13 protein-coding genes and 1 pseudogene are annotated in these 18,119 nt (G+C 65.0%); 2 read left to right on the top strand and 12 right to left on the bottom strand.

Features of this window, described 5'->3' with window-relative positions; translation table 11 throughout:
• The first annotated feature begins 431 nt into the window (after window positions 1-431).
• Entirely contained in the window at window positions 432-1,694 is a 1,263-nt protein-coding gene (locus ICG51_RS09335; RefSeq protein WP_190280109.1) for a hypothetical protein, read from the top strand.
• A gap of 64 nt (window positions 1,695-1,758) precedes the next feature.
• On the opposite strand, the gene lpdA is transcribed toward ICG51_RS09335, so the two are convergent.
• On the bottom strand, window positions 1,759-3,165 hold the full coding sequence (gene lpdA, locus ICG51_RS09330) for a dihydrolipoyl dehydrogenase (RefSeq protein WP_190280108.1): 1,407 nt from the start codon (window positions 3,163-3,165) through the stop codon (window positions 1,759-1,761).
• Between the two features lie 131 nt (window positions 3,166-3,296).
• Window positions 3,297-3,647 (bottom strand): helix-turn-helix transcriptional regulator, encoded by a 351-nt coding sequence (locus ICG51_RS09325; protein ID WP_123770482.1) that lies wholly within the window; start codon window positions 3,645-3,647, stop codon window positions 3,297-3,299.
• 153 nt (window positions 3,648-3,800) lie between these two features.
• Between ICG51_RS09325 and ICG51_RS09320 the strand changes: the two genes are divergently transcribed.
• Window positions 3,801-4,511 (top strand): hypothetical protein, encoded by a 711-nt coding sequence (locus ICG51_RS09320; RefSeq protein WP_190280107.1) that lies wholly within the window; start codon window positions 3,801-3,803, stop codon window positions 4,509-4,511.
• 52 nt (window positions 4,512-4,563) lie between these two features.
• Here ICG51_RS09320 and ICG51_RS09315 read toward each other — a convergent pair whose 3' ends face one another.
• From ICG51_RS09315 to gmk, 10 genes and pseudogenes are all read right to left on the bottom strand, one after another.
• Window positions 4,564-5,868, bottom strand: coding sequence for a site-specific integrase (locus ICG51_RS09315; protein WP_190280106.1), 1,305 nt, complete (start codon window positions 5,866-5,868; stop codon window positions 4,564-4,566).
• A complete protein-coding gene (locus ICG51_RS09310; protein ID WP_223809581.1) occupies window positions 5,865-7,868 on the bottom strand; it encodes a helicase-related protein in 2,004 nt (667 codons plus the stop codon). The genes ICG51_RS09315 and ICG51_RS09310 overlap by 4 nt, the downstream gene beginning before the upstream one ends.
• 22 nt (window positions 7,869-7,890) lie before the next feature.
• A complete protein-coding gene (locus ICG51_RS09305; protein ID WP_190280104.1) occupies window positions 7,891-8,499 on the bottom strand; it encodes a hypothetical protein in 609 nt (202 codons plus the stop codon).
• Entirely contained in the window at window positions 8,496-10,778 is a 2,283-nt protein-coding gene (locus ICG51_RS09300; protein ID WP_190280103.1) for a hypothetical protein, read from the bottom strand. The genes ICG51_RS09305 and ICG51_RS09300 overlap by 4 nt, the downstream gene beginning before the upstream one ends.
• Window positions 10,775-13,120 (bottom strand): hypothetical protein, encoded by a 2,346-nt coding sequence (locus tag ICG51_RS09295; RefSeq protein ID WP_190280102.1) that lies wholly within the window; start codon window positions 13,118-13,120, stop codon window positions 10,775-10,777. The genes ICG51_RS09300 and ICG51_RS09295 overlap by 4 nt, the downstream gene beginning before the upstream one ends.
• A gap of 263 nt (window positions 13,121-13,383) precedes the next feature.
• Window positions 13,384-14,289: pseudogene (locus ICG51_RS09290) on the bottom strand (OB-fold nucleic acid binding domain-containing protein); the annotation flags it as partial.
• 25 nt (window positions 14,290-14,314) lie between these two features.
• Window positions 14,315-14,695 carry a RidA family protein gene (locus ICG51_RS09285; RefSeq protein WP_028839810.1) on the bottom strand — a complete coding sequence of 127 codons (381 nt, stop codon included), beginning with the start codon at window positions 14,693-14,695 and terminating at the stop codon, window positions 14,315-14,317.
• Between the two features lie 81 nt (window positions 14,696-14,776).
• The gene (locus tag ICG51_RS09280; RefSeq protein ID WP_190280100.1) at window positions 14,777-16,948 is read right to left on the bottom strand and encodes a bifunctional (p)ppGpp synthetase/guanosine-3',5'-bis(diphosphate) 3'-pyrophosphohydrolase; all 2,172 of its coding nucleotides are present in this window, start codon (window positions 16,946-16,948) and stop codon (window positions 14,777-14,779) included.
• A gap of 101 nt (window positions 16,949-17,049) precedes the next feature.
• Window positions 17,050-17,349 carry a DNA-directed RNA polymerase subunit omega gene (gene rpoZ / locus ICG51_RS09275; protein ID WP_028839808.1) on the bottom strand — a complete coding sequence of 100 codons (300 nt, stop codon included), beginning with the start codon at window positions 17,347-17,349 and terminating at the stop codon, window positions 17,050-17,052.
• Between the two features lie 152 nt (window positions 17,350-17,501).
• Window positions 17,502-18,119 carry a guanylate kinase gene (gene gmk, locus ICG51_RS09270; protein WP_190280099.1) on the bottom strand — a complete coding sequence of 206 codons (618 nt, stop codon included), beginning with the start codon at window positions 18,117-18,119 and terminating at the stop codon, window positions 17,502-17,504.

Below are 18,119 nucleotides of genomic sequence, written 5' to 3'. Positions count from 1 at the left end.
CCCATCCCGCGCTCCCAGCGCCATAGCCGATAACTTGCGGCGCCTATGAGCAGAAAGCCCACTCCGGCCATTGCGATCGGCACCCACCGGAGCATGTCGAACAAGCCTGCAGCCAATGGCCCTCGATTCAAGCCGGCGAGTAGTGCGGCCGACACGAGCGCTCCGGCAAACAGCACTGCACCGGGTAGACACGCTCTCACCAACATCCACGCACTTCTGTCCATACCTACACCCCTGAGTTGATTCCTTATCGCATCCTCCTTGCAGCCGTCCCAAAATCTGCGACGCCTGCCTGCAGCCTAGACCCGTCGCTGGGGCACGGCTCGCTCCGGTGCAACAATGCAGGCAGCTCGAGACGCAGCCGCGGAAGTGATGTCCGATGGGCTCGTCACGTTGAGTGACCTTGGGGTCGACCGAGAAGGAAGCCATGAATGGGCCTGTCAGACCGCAGCAATCTGCTTTTCAGCAATCTCGACCTTCGCGCATCGCTTGATGCACGCCGCCATGCGATCGATAGCGAAGTGCGCGCCCTCGACCCCAACCGGCTTTTGAACACATCACCTGACGACCTTGCCCGCTTCTTCGTCGAGAAGTACCACATGGAGCCTCCTGCGCTTTACCGGGACCAATGGAGCGTCGAGTCGAAAGAGGAAACCGAGACGAGGGAGGACTACGGTCACCGGTTCACTGCAACGGTCCAGCGGCTTTACGTGCACATTCCGTTCGTTGGCGACCGGGACCTCTTCATGTCGCGGGCGAGCACCTTCACGATGTCGCCGCCTCGAGGGGTCGCCGGAGCGCAGACGCTGACCTTGGCGTTTACGCCTGGCCAGCAGGGAGGGCCCGAGGCGGTCCGTGCTTTGATCGATCGCGAGATCGACGAAGTGGAGCGACACCTCGCATGGATCAGGAATGACCTGGAGGCCTATAACGGCTCTCTGGGTGCGATTGCCGACCAAGCGATCCGGCGACGACGCGAGCAAGTCCTCCACCAGCAGGGCTTGGTCGCTGGACTCGGCATCCCGTTGCGTGAGCGCGCAGGCGCACCGGAGACCTATGTCGTTCCTGCCGTGCGCAGGAAGGCAGTGCCTACACTGCCGGCGGCCTCGACTGCGCCATTCAAGCCGGAGCCTGTCCTGGCGATGGAGCATTACGACCACATCCTCGACGTGATCCAGAACATGACGACCGTCATGGAGCGCAGCCCCGCGACCTTCGCGCGGATGGACGAGGAGTCCCTTCGCGACCACTACCTCGTACAGCTGAACGGCCACTACCAGGGTTCCGCGACGGGAGAGACGTTCAACAACCAGGGCAAGACCGACATCCTGATCCGGGAGCAGGACAGGAACATCTTCATTGCCGAGTGCAAGTTCTGGAAAGGCGCCAAAGGCTACGCCGCGACGATCGACCAGCTGCTCGGCTACTCCGCCTGGCGTGATACCAAGGCCGCAATCGTCGTCTTCAATCGAAACAGGGATACGACGAAAGTGCTGGAGGAGGTCAAGAAGACCACCGAGGCCCACGCGAACTACAAGCGGACGCCTGCCTGGACCCACGAGTCCGGGTACCGGTTCGTGATGCACCACCCGGCCGATAGCAATCGCGAACTGATCATGACCGTGCTCGTCTTCGATATTCCCGCGCCGGCTCCGCGCGGTACTGGCGCCCCTGCGCCCGTAACTGGGGCGTAGACCATCCTGCCGCGGACCTTCTGCGGCGATCAGACACGCGGCAAGGAAGGAGCGAACCCTCGCGTTAGATGTGCAGGGCCCAGCCGTTCACCGCCATCGCAGCTTCCTTCAGGGCCTCCGGGAGCGTGGGATGGGCGTGGCAGCTGCGCGCCACGTCGTCCGCCGATCCGCTGAACTCCATCGCGACGACGGCCTCATGGATGAGCGAGCCCGCCTCCGGGCCCACGATGTGTACGCCAAGAATGCGGTCCGTCTCCGCGTGCGCCAGCACCTTGGCGAGCCCATCGGTCTGCGCCTTGGCACGTGCACGCGCGCTGGCGCTGAAGGGGAATCGCCCCACCTTGTATGGGATGCCTGCAGCCTTGAGCTGCTCCTCCGTCTGACCGACCGAGCCCACCTCGGGTGCCGTGTAGATCACGGCCGGGATCGTCCCGTAGTTCACATGCCCCGGCAGTCCCGCCAGCTGCTCGATCAACGCAACACCCTCTTCGCTCGCCTTGTGCGCGAGCATCGCGCCACCGATGACATCGCCGATCGCGTAGATCCCTTCGACATTCGTGCGCCAGTGGTCGTCGACCTTGATGAAGCCCTTCGCGTCGCGCTCCACGCCGAGCTGTTCCAGGTTTAGTCCCTCGGTGAAGGGCCGACGCCCGATGGAGACCAGCACCCGATCAGCGTGGATCCGATCCTGAGCACCGCCGTTGGCCGGTTCGATCAAGAGCTCAACACCGTCACCGTTCACTGCCGCGCCGACGACTTTCTGGGAGAGGCGGAACTCGAAGCCCTGCGACTTCAGCGCCTTGTGCAGCACCGTCGCTGCTTCGACGTCCATTCCTGGTGTGATGCGGTCAAGGTATTCGACCACGGTGACTCGGGCACCCAGTCGACGCCACACCGAGCCGAGTTCGAGGCCGACGTAGCCCGCACCGATGACCACGAGGTGCGCGGGCACCTCCGGGAACGAAAGCGCGCCTGTCGACGATACGATCCGATCCTCATCGACCTCGACGCCGCGCAGCGGCGTGCTGTCCGATCCGGTCGCGATGATGATCCAGCGGCCTGAAAACTCTTGAGTGTGCCCGGCATCGTCCGTGACTTCGACGCGCCCTGGCGCTGCGATCCGGCCGCTACCCTGCAGGCGCGTTACGCCGTGCTTCTTGAAGAGGAAGTCGATGCCGTTGCCCAGGCCGGCGACGACATCATCCTTGTGAGCCAGCAACCGGGGCAGGTTGACCCGCAACCCATCGAACTCGACCCCGTGCACCGCGAATTCGCTCGAGGCCGCGTGGAAGCGCTCGGATGACTCGAGCAGGGCCTTGGACGGAATGCAGCCAATGTTGAGGCATGTCCCACCCAGGCGCCGGCGACGTTCGATGCAAGCGACTTTGAGACCCAGCTGCGCGCCACGAATCGCGGCCGGATAGCCGCCTGGTCCACCGCCAATGATGATGACGTCGTATGTCTCGGCCATGCTGAAGCTCCCGGGGACAGGCGACCGATACTAGAGTCTGGAGCTACTACAGGGTCAAGCCCGGATCGTGACCCAGCATTGACGTCGTCCTGCCAGCGCCCGGTCGACTCACCTCATGCAGTGGCACACGCCTACTCCTGCGCCTTTACCTGCCGCTTGGCGTACCGCAGAAGCTTCTCGTGACCCTCGTCCCCGAGCTCGGTCCATAAGAGCAGCAGATCCGCGAGCCGATCGTCGTCTACGAACAAGAAGGCTGCCGGCACGCCAAGCTCCTCCGCGAGACGCTTGACCATCGCGTGCGGGGGCTCGTGGATGCCCTTCTCGTACTGGTTCATTCGCGGACTGGCGGCTGACGGGTCCATCCCGACCCGAAGGCCGAGCTCGGTTTGTGTCAGCCCCGCGCGCTCCCGTGCCTGCCTGAGGCGTTTCGAGAACGTGGTCGATGGCTGCACCCTTTTGACAGTCTTGCTCAACTTGGCCATGCCAATAGGGTGAGAAAGACCGGCCGCCAGCGATACTATGGTAAACTTAGGATGCTTACCAGCGAGGGCGGAGGCCCGTTCATGGCCCCCGTACCAGCGCCTACCCTGGACGACTTGGGGATCCAAGGTTGCCTGGCGCTTGCTGCGCTGCTGATGGCCCAGCACAAGCGCATCCCGGTAGCGCCCACCCGTCGCCACTCCCTTGCAATGCTCCATGCCCTACGCGAGCAGGGGATCATCGAAGCGCCGTGGCCAGACGCCCGATGGGAGCTGGACCCGACCGCGGAAGAGACGCCGATCGAGCAGATCCAGTGGCGGTATGCCTGGAAGGACTACCTGCGGCCTGGCCTTTTGCAAGCGCTTGAGGACTTTCTCGAAGAGGTCCCCCACGACAATTACGGACTCGCGTCGCGCATCCGCCTATGGCACGAACTCGCTGCCTCCGAAGCCGAGCGGTTCTTCGAATCCCAACTGGCCCGCCATCATTTCGAGACCTCGTGGGCATCCGACCTGGCATTTGTCGTCCGGGATAGCCGGCAGGTTCTTCCCATCGCACAGTGGCGCTACTGCTGCTGGGCCGCCACCCGCTACGGCGCGTCCTTGGCGCAGCAACTTCGCAGCACGGAGACGGGCGTGATTCGCGAAGGGATCTACACGGAGTTGCGCAAGCGCGCCCAGCGCCTCGCCAACGGCGACTGGTCGAACTGCGCCTTCGTACCGTTTCAGCCGACCCCTGAAAGTGCTGCCAGCCGTTTGTTCGCGTCCAAGCTGACACGGCTGGGAGCAGCCTTCTGGACGCTTCCGTACGAGCCCGAAAGTCTTCTGATCGCTCGCGCGTTCACACCGATGACGCCTGCTGAGTAGCGCCGGCGCTGACTGATCCCCGAGACCGGTCGCGAGGCGTCTCGCCGACCCCCTAAGTCTGGAGCCCAGCCTTTGCTCGCTCCACCTCAAGCCGCAAGCGGCGAATTTCCTCGTCTTGATCGGCAATGACGGAATTCTGCTCCTCGACCGTCTGGCTGAGCTTCGCAACCGTCGACTCGCGCGTGCCTGACCGAACGGCGCGCTGGTAAGGCGTCTGCGACGCAATGCTGCGCTGTCCGAGCTTCCGCGCGGTCGCGTGCATCACGTCTTCCGCAGCTGTCGAGAGGCCGAGCTCCTTGCGGGACTGGAGCTCCTGCACGGCCGCCCCATCGCCGAATTTTCGCCGCAGACTGTGGTGGCCGGCCCCCTGACGCGCAGGTACACCAATCGCGCGATACGCCTTGCCGAACGCCTGCACGATGGTCTGGTCGCCCAACGGCCGCCCTGATGTGGCACTGGTGAAGAGCCTTCGCTGCGATACCGCTTCCGACCACCCGTTCTGCTTCATACGAGCCTCGCGCGCGGCAATAAACCGCGTCACGCGTGCGAAAAGCGTCGCGGGAACCTCGAAGCTGTCGCCGTAGCCGAACTTTTGTACTTTGGGCGATACCAGGCGACTGCCATCGTCCAGCTCGGTCGATCGATCCGGCGAAAAGTCGTCTACCTCCAAGCCTGTGAGCGTTACAGCGCGCCAACCGACGCGGTCAGTCAGCTCGATCCACAGTCGGTTCCTCTCGCGCACGAATGCGTCGTCACTGGTCGTCAGCGCCTCGATGAGCCTTCGCTTCTCCTCGCTGGTAGCAAAATGTTGCTTACCACTTCCCCGGCCTGATACTCGCTTGAAACACTTCGGATAGTCGGTTGCGGGATCGCGCTTGGGCTTTCCTTGACTCGTGCGCGCCGCGGGCTCGCAGAGGGTCGAGGTGACCGGCCCCTTCAGGCCCAAAACGGCCACGCCCAGCAGCGCATCCCGTCGACACCATGCATAGAAGCGATAGATCCAGCGCAAACGATCATTGACGGTCCGCATGGCCAGGCGCTTCTCCTGCTTCGCGCGCGGAGACTGCATGACGGCCTTTACTTCGTTGTCCCGGTGCTCGACCAGAAGAGCGTCGGTGGCCGCCCACAGGTCGAGCCCTTTGGCGTCCAGGAAGCGAAGCCAGCCCAGAAGCGCGTATGTGACCGGATCGACAGCCGAGCGATACCCGGTCGGAGAGGCGACGTCACGCTTGGCTGCCGCGATGGACTCGACGAAGTCGTGGAGCGCATCCACCAGCCGCCGGCGGCGGTCGTAGAACACGGGCACCCCACCGCGCCCGTCATCGGTCCACTCAACGAGCGCGAGGGCCGTGCTCAACGGCTGACCTCGGCGAGTACCTCGACGAAGACGTCCATCGGGACCGGCCGGGTCAACAAAATGCTCCCGGTGCCCCCGTGCTGCCTTTGGCCTGCCTGCGAGACATCCCCGATGCCCCGAGCACGCATATCAAACTCCGCGAGCTCGAAGCCGTCGTTCGTTGCCGCCACGGCGTTCAGTCGGGCCATGGCATCCATGCCCGCGCGTCGAGGAAGGTAGAGATAGCAGACGCCATGCCCGCCTTCACGGGCCAGGCGCCCTCGCAGCTGATGGAGCTGGGAAATGCCGAACCGCTCGGCATGCACGATGATCACTGCACGCAGATCCGGGATGTTCAGCCCGACCTCGACCACTGTCGTCGCGACGAGGATCTGAGCCGCACCGCTCGCGATATCGTCGAAGGCGACCTGCACCGTCTCCGGCTCGGATTCGCCGTGCAGCGACCGGACGATCCCGGGAAAGAGACGCTCCCATTTTCCAGCGACACGCGCGACCGACGGAAGCGCCTCGCCGTCATCCTCCTCGCTCTCCTCGCGACGCGGACATACGATCAGCACCCGGGATCCGCGAGCGATGACGCTCCGAATCTCGTCGATCATCTGGTCAGTACCGCCGCGCTCGACCACGCGCGTGTGGATGTCTTGTGGACTGTGACGATGCGTCAGCCGAATGACATCCAGCTTTCCGTATAGCAAGAGCGCTTGTGTTCGCGGGATCGGAGTCGCGCTGATCTCGACCACGTGCGTGCCGTTTGCCGCGAGTGCCCTGCGCTGGTCCACGGAGAACCGGTGCTGTTCGTCGACGACGCAGATGTCCAGTGGCCCCACGTCCCGGAACAACATGGCCGTCGTTCCTACAAGCCAGTTGCTCGACTTGGCGTTTTTCCTGCTCTTGCCTGTCACTAATACGGCACCGAGCTCCGGAAACAGGCGCACGATCTCTTGATGCGCTTGCGACGCTAGACGCTCGTTGGGAAGCATCACAGCGGCCCGGGCGCCCGCGCGTACTGCAGCCGCGGACGCCAGCTGGTACACGATCGACTTGCCCATGCCGACGTCGGCATTGATCAAGGTCGCCGACGTCGTCGGCCCTCGGAAACGGTCCACGAGCTGGGCTGCGGCTGCGCGTTGCTCGTCGGTGAGTCGGAACGGCACCCGGCCCAACAGATCCTGCCATCCCCCGATATCAAACGCTTGGCGAGCGGGTGGGTGTTCACCCTGGAGCTCACGCAGCTCGCCGATCGTGAGGATCGCCGAGAGCCTTTCCAGGCTCTGCTGCGCCGCCTCCCCGATCTCGGGCGCCGCCGGCAGGTGCGCTTCCCACAACAGGTCTTCCAAGGTTCCGCGCGGGCGACGGAGGAGGCGCCGGAGGTCTAAGGGGTCAATGACACCGCTCACGGACGCCCGCAGATGTGCCGCCGCGGCAGGAATCGCGTCAGGGAGCAGCGCAGTCACCAGCTTTCGGGCCATGGCGACCGACAGCACGCGCGTCTTGCCTGGGTATACGGGAAGCACGTGGCCGAGTGCGCTAGCGTCCAGCAAGACCGGATTGTTCAAAAAAAGAAGGTCGCCCACGGCGGTGAGCGTGCCTGCGAAGGCCACCGGCTCGACGCCTGCCTCTTCCAGCGCCTTTTGCAGGCTCCGCGCGTCGCCGAACACGGAGAAGCGCACTTTCATCCCGACGCCATCGACCAGTGAGCCCTGGGCCTGCGGCGCCGTCGCGCGGCCGCGGCGGGGGGTCCACCGGGTACGGAAGTCGCCCGCGTAACGGCCGACACAGACGACATCGCCCGTGGAAGGACCCAGTCCGAAAAACCGTTCTATGGGCTGACGTGCATCGAGAAAACGGGTCGGAAGATAGAGGGCTGCCTGCCAAAGCTCTGACACTCCGACGGCGCCCAAGCGCTTCAGGGCCCGGCTCCGATCCACGCCCGCGCTCAGTCGAGCAGCAAGATCCCTCGGATCATGGCCCCCCACAGGGGTATCGGACTGGTCGAGCATCCAGGTCAATTGCGACGTCCTTTCAACCGACTGCCCGGATGGGCTTCACTTTGCGAATGGTCGCCGTCAGCGCAGCGACTTCCGCCGACAACGCCGCCACGTCCCGATGGGCCTTCTCTAGCTGCTCCGACAGGTGCGCTATGGATTCCCGATGCGCGCGCTGCTCATCGGCCAAGGACGCGGCCAGGACACGCACCTGCTGGCGGGCCGCGCGATACCCGAGTAATGCCCCCGCGCGTAACTGCCGCTCGATCAGCACCTGTCCCTCTGCATCCCGTAGCGCGGCTTTAGGATCAAGACGCTTGATCGTTGCCGACCGCAGTTTCTCGAGCGCCGCCAGCAGGGACGTTACCGTCGCCTTCTCCTCGGGATACGAGCAGAGCGTTTGAAACGCCGTGGCTCGAAACGGCCCGATCTCGGGGCTGTTCTGTGAACCATCCCACCGGCAGAAGTCCCGCAGGCTCTGGGGATACCAATCGAATTCGTAGGGCTCACCAACGGTAGGCGTCGCGCCCCCTTTGAATGGCAGCCCCGTCCGCGACCAGTGCTCCAACTGCTCGCGTTTTGCAACGATCGCGGCCTTCGCTGCGACCTTGTTGGCGTTGGAAACGTGGTTCGGAGTCGTCGTCACGCGGGCTCCTCCAAAACGGCTCTATCGGGGTCTTGCCGCCACTCGCGCTCCATCAAGCGGCGCTCCATGGCCAGAAGTCCTTCCAAGGCCACGATCTCCTGCCTGACGGTCGCCGCCTCCGCCGAACATGCAGCCACGTCCTCGGCTTCACGCAGCTGCCTAAGATCTCGCTCAACGTTCTCAAGGAATGCGACCGACGTACTATGAAATGGGCACTTCGAGCAAACGTCGATGCCCGCGTGCTCCCGGGCCAGATCCCCGCCACGGCCGCAGCTCGCGCGCGACGCGTGGCGATGGCTTGCCCAGCAGATGCCGTGCGGATATGACTCCGGACTGTAGCCGCGCTTGTCCATCTTCGTCCGGACCGCCGCTAGCGCACGTTCAAGGTCATCCGCGTCGAATTCCACTTTCGACACCAGGGCTTTGACCCACCTGCGCACACGACGCGTCAACGTTCCGCCTGCTTCGGCCGAGGTGAGCATGGCCCGGATCTGCTCTTCTGCATACTCCCGCCGCGCTTCGGCCAGCTCCTCGAGCGGGGCCTCGTCTTGACAGCGATACAGCACTGCGATTCGCTCGGCCTCGGCGACCATACTGGCGTCCGTGACGTATGTCCGAGTGCACTCGATGTCCAGATGGCAGAGCATCTCTGACAGCGCCTGCAGCGACGGGTGATCGTGTCGGTACATATACAACAATGCGAAAAGCCGTCTGAACTGATGCGTGCGCCGCCACTTTGGATCGACCTTTGCCTCTTTAAAGAGTGTGTCGCTGTGTTTGCTAAACCGGTATTCCGCCAGCTCAGCGTTTCGGTCATGCGCCTGCGTGGGAAAAACGAAGAGCTTGTTCCTTCGCCTCTCACTGACGTCGTCGCTTACCCGCATGGCAGGACCGGGCATCGCCACCCGTAGCCGCTCGAGTACGCTCACTACATCAGCCGTAATACGGTTCGCTGGCATCTTTCGCCAGTCCCGCCACGTCTTCTCGATGTACATGTCGATCTCGTAGGCTTCGACGAACGGGTCGGACCTGGACACGCAGCCTGCGTAGACGCCCCAAGGGCGGTCGTCCTCTCCGGTGACCTCGTTCTTTCGACGAGCCTGGTTGATGCCGATCAGTACGACGGCCGATGTCTGAATGCGTTGTAGAAAGTCAGCGATCGATAGCCCGTCTGCCGAGATGCTCGCGAGGCCGATCTTCCCGCGTGGCAAGTCGAATCGGGCGGCAATCTCGGGATAGGCCTTGTTGACGACGCGCAGGCATGCCGCCGGAATGGACTTGCCATTCAGGCCTGCGGCCTCGGCCGAGGCTTTCGCATCCGTCCAGATACGGAGAAGTTCCTCGACCCCCGGCGACTTCTCGTAGATCCAACTCAGGGAGGTGCCCAGCAGTCGACCTGCCTCCTCGATGGGTAAGTTGGGCGTCCGCCCGTCCGGACGGCCGCCCGACGCGATGGCGGCTGCCCGCGTGTTGGGAAACGGGTCGAAAGTAAGGCGATCCAACGGCGCGGCGATGCGACTCAGGCGGCGAACGGCTACAAAGCAGTTCTTGAAAGAGGACGCGGACCATGCACGATCCTTCCTTGCCCGCTGCACCTGAAACCGAATCGAGGCATCAGGCGAGAGTTCCTGTAGGTGCTCCCCCATCCAGGAGGGGTACTCAGGTTGTGTGACGACACAACCGATCTCGCGCGACAGCCCCTCCGTGTTGAAGCTGACAAAGGAGTTATTGCGCCTATGCGAGATAAGGCGCGAGCGTAGATACTCATCAGCCTTCGCTTCGTCGAGTGCAGCCCGAATCCACGGCTCGATCGGAAGGGCACTGAACCAGCCATTGGGCTGGAGCTCCTGTGCAAACGCCTTGAGATCGCTCTCCGTCAGAACGTTCAGATGCAGCACCCGGCGCCTGATGCACCAGGCAAAGAATCGATAAACATTGCCCAATGCGTTGCTGACGATATCAACGGCTGTGTAGGCCGACGTGTCGTGAAGGGCCAGCGCAGCGTAGGCTTTACAGACGTCCATCCAGTGCGGAAAGTCGCCAAGCTTGCATGGCTTTGTAATTGGACCGCCCACGTCGCAATTCCGAGGCAACGGAACCTCTGCCAGGTCAAAGCGACGGACGACTCCTGACTCCGCTCTGATCAGGAGGAACGGATCTTCCCAGCGACTGAGAATGGCAGGGTGGGAGATCTGATGTTCAGGCCAGTGCCCGGCCGGAGCCTCGACCTGGGAGGCGTTGACTGCGTGCGCTTCGCTCAGTGCGACTGCGGGGTTCATGCTGGCTCCTGAAGCAGTTGGGCAAACTCCGAATCGGCCACGATCTCCCAGAGAGCCGCGACGAACTCGATACGCGGCCGATGCACCTTTTCGTACGCCTCCGGCGAAGACGCCCTGAGCTTCTGCCAGTTCCGCGCGTAATAGGCGCGCTGGGCAACGAGATGACGTATGCGAACCTCGTCGATTTGCAGTTTCCACTCAGGATCCGCAATCCACGCATCACACTCGGGCGCTGCAGTGACCTGCTTTTGAACACCTAGCGGGAAGAGAAGCCGTGCGCTTACATCGGCCTCCAGCATGCCGCGACTTCCCACAGCCTCAGAACCCTCGATGGCCCAGACGATGCTCGCGCCCAATCGACGCACGAACTCAGCGATGTTCGCGCGATTCAGGACCGAGATTATGTGCTGACGAACGTAGCCCGAGGTGGTCTTGAGGCTCGCATGGCCAAGTCGACCCTGGACCTCATGGACATCTTGGCGCTTGAGATAAGCGAGCCCTGCATTCTGGTTTCGCAACTGCTCTCGGGTGAACTTGAAGAGCTTGTGGAACTCGATGAAGCGCTCATGTATGTGGTGGCATGGCCAAAGACCGAACGAAACCGTGTCGTTGCTGCTCACCAGCGCAACGAAGACACGCTTTTCATCGGCCTGCCAGTGCTCGACGACATTCTTGCTGTGTCCCCTCATCAGCTCGAGTGCAGCACGGAGCGTTCGGTCCGAGCCATCGATCTCGGCTGTTTGAAGCTCTTCCGTCTTACCCTTCAGCGCCTGCAGCTCGATCGTGGCGTTGCTGATACTTATGCCAGACGCGGTCAGGCTCCTGACGGTATGACGGTTGAATGCAGTTTCCGCTTGAATCCGCAGCTCGATAGCAAACTGCACCCATCGTGGGACATACCAGTGGCTGAGCAGGTTGCGGAAGGTTGAGAACCTGCCCTGACCCGATCTTTTGCTGGACCACCGCTCCAGCTCAGGGAACGCCATCTGTAACCGTTCTGCCGCGAGTCCGAGATTGATGGAGCGGTTGGTCGCGACCCGCACGCCGTAACCTTCTCGCGTGTGGTAGCCATTCTTCCTCATGGCTGCCAGACCTACTGCAACGATGGTTTGAAGGTCCGCCATGACCAGCCAGCGCTGGAGGCTCGAATCTTCGCGTGCGCCATGGGCGATGAGGCGGTCGACGTAACCCAGCGCTTGTTCGTCGAGGGGAAGCGCTTCGGCGGCTTCAGTCCACGCCCTCCACTTCAGGAATCCTTCGATGTCCTGGTCGCAAGCTGCCTTCACGCGCAGAAGTCGGTCTTCCACGTGACCGATCGCACTTTGCCGAGCCCGCTGCGGCGGCCCCTGGGCGACGTTCACGATCGTCGAGCGGAATTCGGGGTTGATTGCGCCTGGATCAGGCGCGTCGCTGAGCATCCCACGCGTTGTCGTCACGAGCGCTTTCATGGCGCCACGCGGGAAGCGGGGAGCCTCTGCGCCGATGGCGAGATACGTGCGGGTCAGTAGGTGGCGAAAGCTCGTGATGTACCCGTAGCGAGTCTTGTCGGTCATCGCGCGGAGCGCGGTAACACCGGCAAGCAGCTCACTGAGCGTGCGCGCCTCCGCGGGTGTATGTCCGGATACTTTCGAGAGTATCTCGACCGCCTGCGCTCGCTGGGAGTCGTCCCTGTTCTCGCACGTGAGCCACAAGATCCAGTTCCGTAGCGCCCCCGTCGTTAGGTGGTCGCCCGGCAGCTGGATCTGGTCTATGACGGCGTCGAGTAGACCGCCCCGCTCGACTCCGAAGCGTTGGAAGTCGAACAGAACGCCCGGGAATGTTTCGCGGCCGTGTGGTCGGTGGGTCGTCGGCACAAAGCGCTTCGCGCTTTCGGACCAAGGCGAGCGCACCGCCACTTCATCGAGCGTCTCCTGCAACAGCGGAGCAAGAACAGCGCCCAGGTGCGCGTCGTACTCGCCCGCGTGCTGCACGAGAGCAGGGACGTCGACACGCGGCCTGCCGTGGGCCAGGTCGACCACTGCCTTGGGAAGACCGTTCATCTGCACCCACGTGCGGATCGCGTCGGCGTGCCTGTGGGCGTCCTTCTCAGGGTCGGTACGAATGCCGAGCACAACCAGCTTTGCTTCGACGCGGGCGACGACCGTGTTGGTCCGTCGAACGTCGTACTGGTCGCCGAGAAATGCCGAGACGTGATCGGAGAACAGGCGTAGGTCGGTGGGGTCGCCGGCAAGAAGCGCATTAAATAGATCCGCGAGCGCGCCCCATCGCTCCAAGAGGACTTGCTGGAAACTCACGCGTCGGGGCGCTCGCCAGTCGCCGACCCGTCCGTTGAACAGCCGCACGTCAAACTGCCCCGCCGGCGTTGTAAATGTCGTCGCTCTCCGGGAGCGGCCGCCCTGCCATCCGACAGCCAAGCTGTCGTGGAGCGCCAGTAAGAATGCAGCGGCTAGCTCGAGGAGGAGCGGATGGTCGGACGAGGAAGTGCTACCTTGAGCGTTAAGGGTGAGGGTCGACTCCGGGTTTGCCCCCGAGGACAGCAATTTCTTCGGCCGCGCCATCGCCGACCCTTACTGTGAACAGAGCGACAGGCTAACACTCCCAAAGCCACGTCGCCCTGCACCAGCCGCAGCATCGGGCGCGGCTGGCGCAGGTCCTCGCGCAGCTGCGCATAGACCCGCGCCTGTGCCGACGTGAGCGCGAACGGCAGCGACTTCTTCAATTCAGCCACCAGTTTTTCATCGCCGCGCAGCGCGCGCGTGCCCTCGGCCTGCAGCGCCAGCCGCTGCCGGCGCAGGCCCAGCTGGTGGGCCAGCAGTTCCTCCAGCGCCAGCCGCCGCTGGGCCGGATGCAGGCCGCTTTGCAGCGCGGCGACGTCGGCATCGCGCGGGGGCATGTGCAGGGTGAGGATGGCCTCGCGCAGCGACGGCAGGTGCAGCGCGCGCCGCAGTGCTGGCGGCAGCAGTTCCAGCGCGGACTCGTCCGGAAGTCGCTGCAGGGCCTGCAGCACCAGCTTGCGCACGCTGGCCGGGCCGATGCCCTCGATGGCCGGATAGACCGGATCCAGCGTTTCGCCCAGCGCCACTTCGCCACCCAGCACCTGATAGCTGGGATGCACGATCTCCAGCCCGAACTGGCCGGGCCGCGGGGTGCCGTAGGCGCGCACGCGCGCGCCCACCGCAAACTGCGCCACCTGCGCCGCGCGGAAATGGAAGAACCGCAGCACCAGCGTGCCGCGGCCTTCGTCGGACAGGGCCACCCGCAGCATCGGGCGGTAGCGGAACCCGCGCTCGACCGCTTCCACCCGTCCCTCCACCTGCGCCGCCACGCCCGGCTGCAGCAGCCTGATGGGGGTGACAGCGGTGCGGTCCTCGTAGCTGCGCGGCAGGTGCAGCCACAGGTCCTGCAGGGTGGAAAGCCCGCGCGCAGCCAGCTTCTCCCGCAGCGCCGGGCCGACGCCGGTCAGGACGGAAAGAGGGGTGTCGGCAAGCGCGGGCGATGCTGCGGCGGGCATGGTGTCGGCCGGAACGCTGCCGGCTTCAGATCACCATCACGCCATCGACTTCGAACGCGGCGCCGCGCGGCAGCGCGGACGCCTGGATGGTGGAACGCGCCGGATAGGGCTGGCTGAAATATTCCGCCATCACCGCGTTGACGCGGGCGAAATCGCCCAGGTCGGTCAGGTACAGGCCCAGCCGCACGATGTTGTCGAACGAGCCGCCGGCCGCTTCGCAGACCGCCTTCAGGTTGTCGAATGCCTGCCGCGCCTGCGCCTCGATGTCGCCTTCGGCCATCTGCCCGGTGGCCGGCACCAGCGGCGTCTGCCCCGACAGGTAGACGGTGTTGCCGGCGCGGATCGCCTGCGAGTACGGGCCGATGGCTGCGGGTGCGGCGTCGGAATGGATCGGGGTGCGGGACATGGGGACTCCGTGGAATGGGTGGGTCCCGTCATTGTAGGGCGCTGCGCAGCGCAGCCCACCCCGGCTCCACGCGGCGCCGCTTCAGCAGCGCTGCACGTCCTGCACCACCTGCAGCCGGCGCACGCCGCGGATGACTTCGGCCAGGTGGCGTCCGTCGGTGACGTCGATGCCGAAACGCAGCACGGCGATGTTGCTGTCGCGCTCCAGGTACTCCACCCGGTCGATGTTGGAGTCGGCATTGGCGATCGCCGCCGCCACCTGCGCCAGCACGCCCGGGCGGTTCTCCACCTCGATGCGGATCGCCGAGCTGAAATCGCCGGACACCTCGCGGTCCCAGCCGATCGCCACCCAGCGCTCCGGCGACTTGCGCAGCTCGGCGAGGTTCGGGCACTCCATCCGGTGCACCACGATGCCCTTGCCGGCGCTGTGGTAGCCCATGATCTCGTCGCGCGGGATCGGCAGGCAGCACTGCGCAAAGCTGATCACCCCGCGCTCGCCGCCGGTGATGAGGATGCGCTCCTGCGGCGCGGCGGCGCCCGGCTGGGCCGCGGCGCTCTGCTGCTGCGCCAGTGCCAGCGCCACCTGCGAGGGCATGCGGTTGCCCAACGCGATATCGGCCAGCATCGCCTCCAGCCGCGTGTAGCGGTTGTCGGCCAGGTAGGCCTCCAGCCGCGGCATCGGGATGCGGTCCAGCGCGGTGCCCTGCGCGCCCAACGCGCGGTCCAGCATGTAATGGCCCAGCTGCACCGCGTCCTCGTGCTCCAGCTGCTTGAGCTGCTGGCGGATCGCGGTGCGCGCCTTGCTGGTGGCCACGAACTCCAGCCACTGGGTGGTCGGCACCGCCGACTTCGCGGTGATGATCTCCACCGACTGCCCACTGACCAGCTTGGTACGCAGCGGTGCCAGCCGGCGGTCCACGCGCGCGGTCACCGCATGGTTGCCCACATCGGTATGCACAGCGTAGGCGAAGTCGAGCGCGGTGGAATTGCGCGGCAGCGAGAGGATGTCGCCCTTCGGCGTGAACAGGTAGACCTCGTCGGGGAACAGGTCGACCTTGACGTTCTCCAGGAATTCCAGCGACGAACCGGTGCCGCGCTGGGTCTCCACCAGGTTGGCGATCCACGCGGCCGCCCGGCTCTGCGCGCTGTTGCCGCCACCGTCGACGCCGATCTTGTAGGCCCAGTGCGCGGCCACGCCGCGCTCGGCGATCAGGTCCATCTCGCGGGTGCGGATCTGCACCTCGATGGGCGAGCCGTACGGCCCGAACAGCACCGTGTGCAGCGACTGGTAGCCGTTCGCCTTGGGGATGGCGATGAAGTCGCGGAAGCGGCCGTCCAGCGGCTTGTACACCGCATGCACCACGCCGAGCGCGTGGTAGCAGTCAGCCACCGTGTCCACCACCACCCGGAAACCGAACACGTCCATCACCTGGGCGAAGCTGCGGCTCTGCGCGCGCATCTTGGTATAGACGCTCCACGGCGTCTTCACCCTGCCCACCAGGCGGTGCTCGAGTTTTTCCAGCGCCAACCGCTGCGCCAGCCGCGCCTCGATCTGCACCAGCGCCTCGCGCCGCACCAGCGGCTGGCTGCGGATGCGCTTGGCGATCACCGCGTGCCGCCACGGATGCAGCGCCTTGAAACCGAGGTCCTGCAGTTCCGCCTTGACCAGGTTCATGCCCAGGCGCTGCGCGATCGGCGCGTAGATCTCCAGCGTCTCCACCGCGATGCGGCGACGCGCGTCCGGGGACTTCGCTCCCAGCGTGCGCATGTTGTGCAGGCGGTCGGCCAGCTTGATCATGATCACGCGCAGGTCGCGCGACATCGCCAGCAGCATCTTGCGGAAGCTTTCCGCCGCCGCTTCCTGCTTGTCGGCGAAGCGCACCTTCTCCAGCTTGGTGACGCCATCGACCAGCTCGGCCACGGTCTCGCCGAACTGCGCGGCGACGTCGGCCCGGGTCAGCGGGGTGTCTTCGATGGTGTCGTGCAGGATCGCCGCGACCAGCGTCTCCAGGTCCAGCCCCAGCTCGGCCAGCACCTGCGACACCGCCACCGGATGGGTGATGTAGGGCTCGCCCGACTTGCGGGTCTGCCCGGCGTGGGCGGCCGCACCGATCGCCCAGGCGCGGCGCAGCTGTGCGCGCTGCGCGTCGTCGAGGTAATAGGCGGCGCGCTCCAGCGCCTGCACGTAGTCCGGCACCGCCGCCGCGTCGGGCGCGGGGTCGTGCAGGGCAAGCGCGGGATCGCCGGGTGTCATGGGTCGAGCCTAACCTTGCCGCGCCATGCCCGCAAACGGTTCTCCACAACGCAGAAGCGGCCCCGCAGGGCCGCTTCCGTGGGCGAAGGCGCGGACTGCGCTCAGTCGTCGCCCTTCATGTCGTCGTCGCCGGCCACCACTTCGGCGGCGGCCCACTCCAGCGCCTCGCGCTCCTTGCGCTCGCGCTCGGCCTTTTCCACCGCATCGATGAAGTCGGTATCGATGGCACGGGCGGCGATCTCGCGCAGCGCCAGCACGGTGGGCTTGTCGTTGGCTTCGCTGTTGTCCAGCTTGGACTCCACGCCGCCAGCCAGCTGGCGCGCGCGCTTGGAGGCCATCATCACGAGTTCGAAGCGGTTATCGACCACCTGCAGGCAGTCTTCGACGGTAATACGGGCCATGTCTGTCCTGCGGCGATGGGCCGCGCAAGGGATCGAAAGAACCGGGGAGTGTAGACGGACGGACCCAGGACCGCAAGCCACGGTCTTGAAAATCAATCACATAGGGCCATTTCCGACCGTCCGCAGGCGCAAGGATCGGATCGCGAAGGGCTCTACGGATCCACCAGCAGAGAGGTGATCAGCCGGGCGTGCCGCGCCACCTGGGCGTCCTTGCGCAGCCGGCTGGCGGTGAAGATGCTGCACATCTCGGCCACCGCGAGGTCGAAGACCTCGTTGACGATCACGTAGTCGAACTCGCCGTAATGGCTCATTTCCTCGCGGGCGGCGGCCAGCCGGCGGCCGATTACTTCCTCGCTGTCCTGGCCGCGCTTGCGCATGCGTTCTTCCAGCGCGGCGCGCGACGGCGGCAGGATGAACACGCTGACCGCATCCGGCACCTTGGCACGGACCTGGCGGGCGCCCTGCCAGTCGATTTCCAGCAGCACGTCGTGGCCGGCCGCCAGCTGCGGCTCCACCGACTGCCGGGCGGTGCCCTTCCAGTCGCCATGGACGCGCGCGTATTCGAAGAAGTCGCCGGCCTCGACCATCGCCTCGAACTCCGCGGCGGTGACGAAGTTGTAGTGCTCGGCGTGGCGCTCGCCGGGACGCGGCGCCCGCGAGGTGAACGAAATCGACAGACGGATGTTGGCATCCCGCTGCAGCACCGCATTGACGATGCTGGATTTGCCGGCGCCCGAGGGCGCAGCGACGATGTAGAGGGTTCCGCGCAT

It is taken from the genome of Thermomonas sp. XSG (genome assembly GCF_014678725.1).
In the GTDB taxonomy this organism is placed as follows: domain Bacteria; phylum Pseudomonadota; class Gammaproteobacteria; order Xanthomonadales; family Xanthomonadaceae; genus Thermomonas.
Note: the sequence above shows the minus strand (reverse complement) of the source record. Positions and strands in the feature narration are given on the sequence as shown.

Coding starts and splice junctions, on each gene's coding strand:
- ICG51_RS09335 (WP_190280109.1), top strand. CDS start 432: ATGGGCCTGTCAGACCGCAGCAATCTGCTTTTCAGCAATCTCGACCTT.
- lpdA (WP_190280108.1), bottom strand. CDS start 3,165: ATGGCCGAGACATACGACGTCATCATCATTGGCGGTGGACCAGGCGGC.
- ICG51_RS09325 (WP_123770482.1), bottom strand. CDS start 3,647: ATGGCCAAGTTGAGCAAGACTGTCAAAAGGGTGCAGCCATCGACCACG.
- ICG51_RS09320 (WP_190280107.1), top strand. CDS start 3,801: ATGGCCCAGCACAAGCGCATCCCGGTAGCGCCCACCCGTCGCCACTCC.
- ICG51_RS09310 (WP_223809581.1), bottom strand. CDS start 7,868: ATGCTCGACCAGTCCGATACCCCTGTGGGGGGCCATGATCCGAGGGAT.
- ICG51_RS09300 (WP_190280103.1), bottom strand. CDS start 10,778: ATGAACCCCGCAGTCGCACTGAGCGAAGCGCACGCAGTCAACGCCTCC.
- ICG51_RS09285 (WP_028839810.1), bottom strand. CDS start 14,695: ATGTCCCGCACCCCGATCCATTCCGACGCCGCACCCGCAGCCATCGGC.
- ICG51_RS09280 (WP_190280100.1), bottom strand. CDS start 16,948: ATGACACCCGGCGATCCCGCGCTTGCCCTGCACGACCCCGCGCCCGAC.
- rpoZ (WP_028839808.1), bottom strand. CDS start 17,349: ATGGCCCGTATTACCGTCGAAGACTGCCTGCAGGTGGTCGATAACCGC.
- gmk (WP_190280099.1), bottom strand. CDS start 18,119: ATGCGCGGAACCCTCTACATCGTCGCTGCGCCCTCGGGCGCCGGCAAA.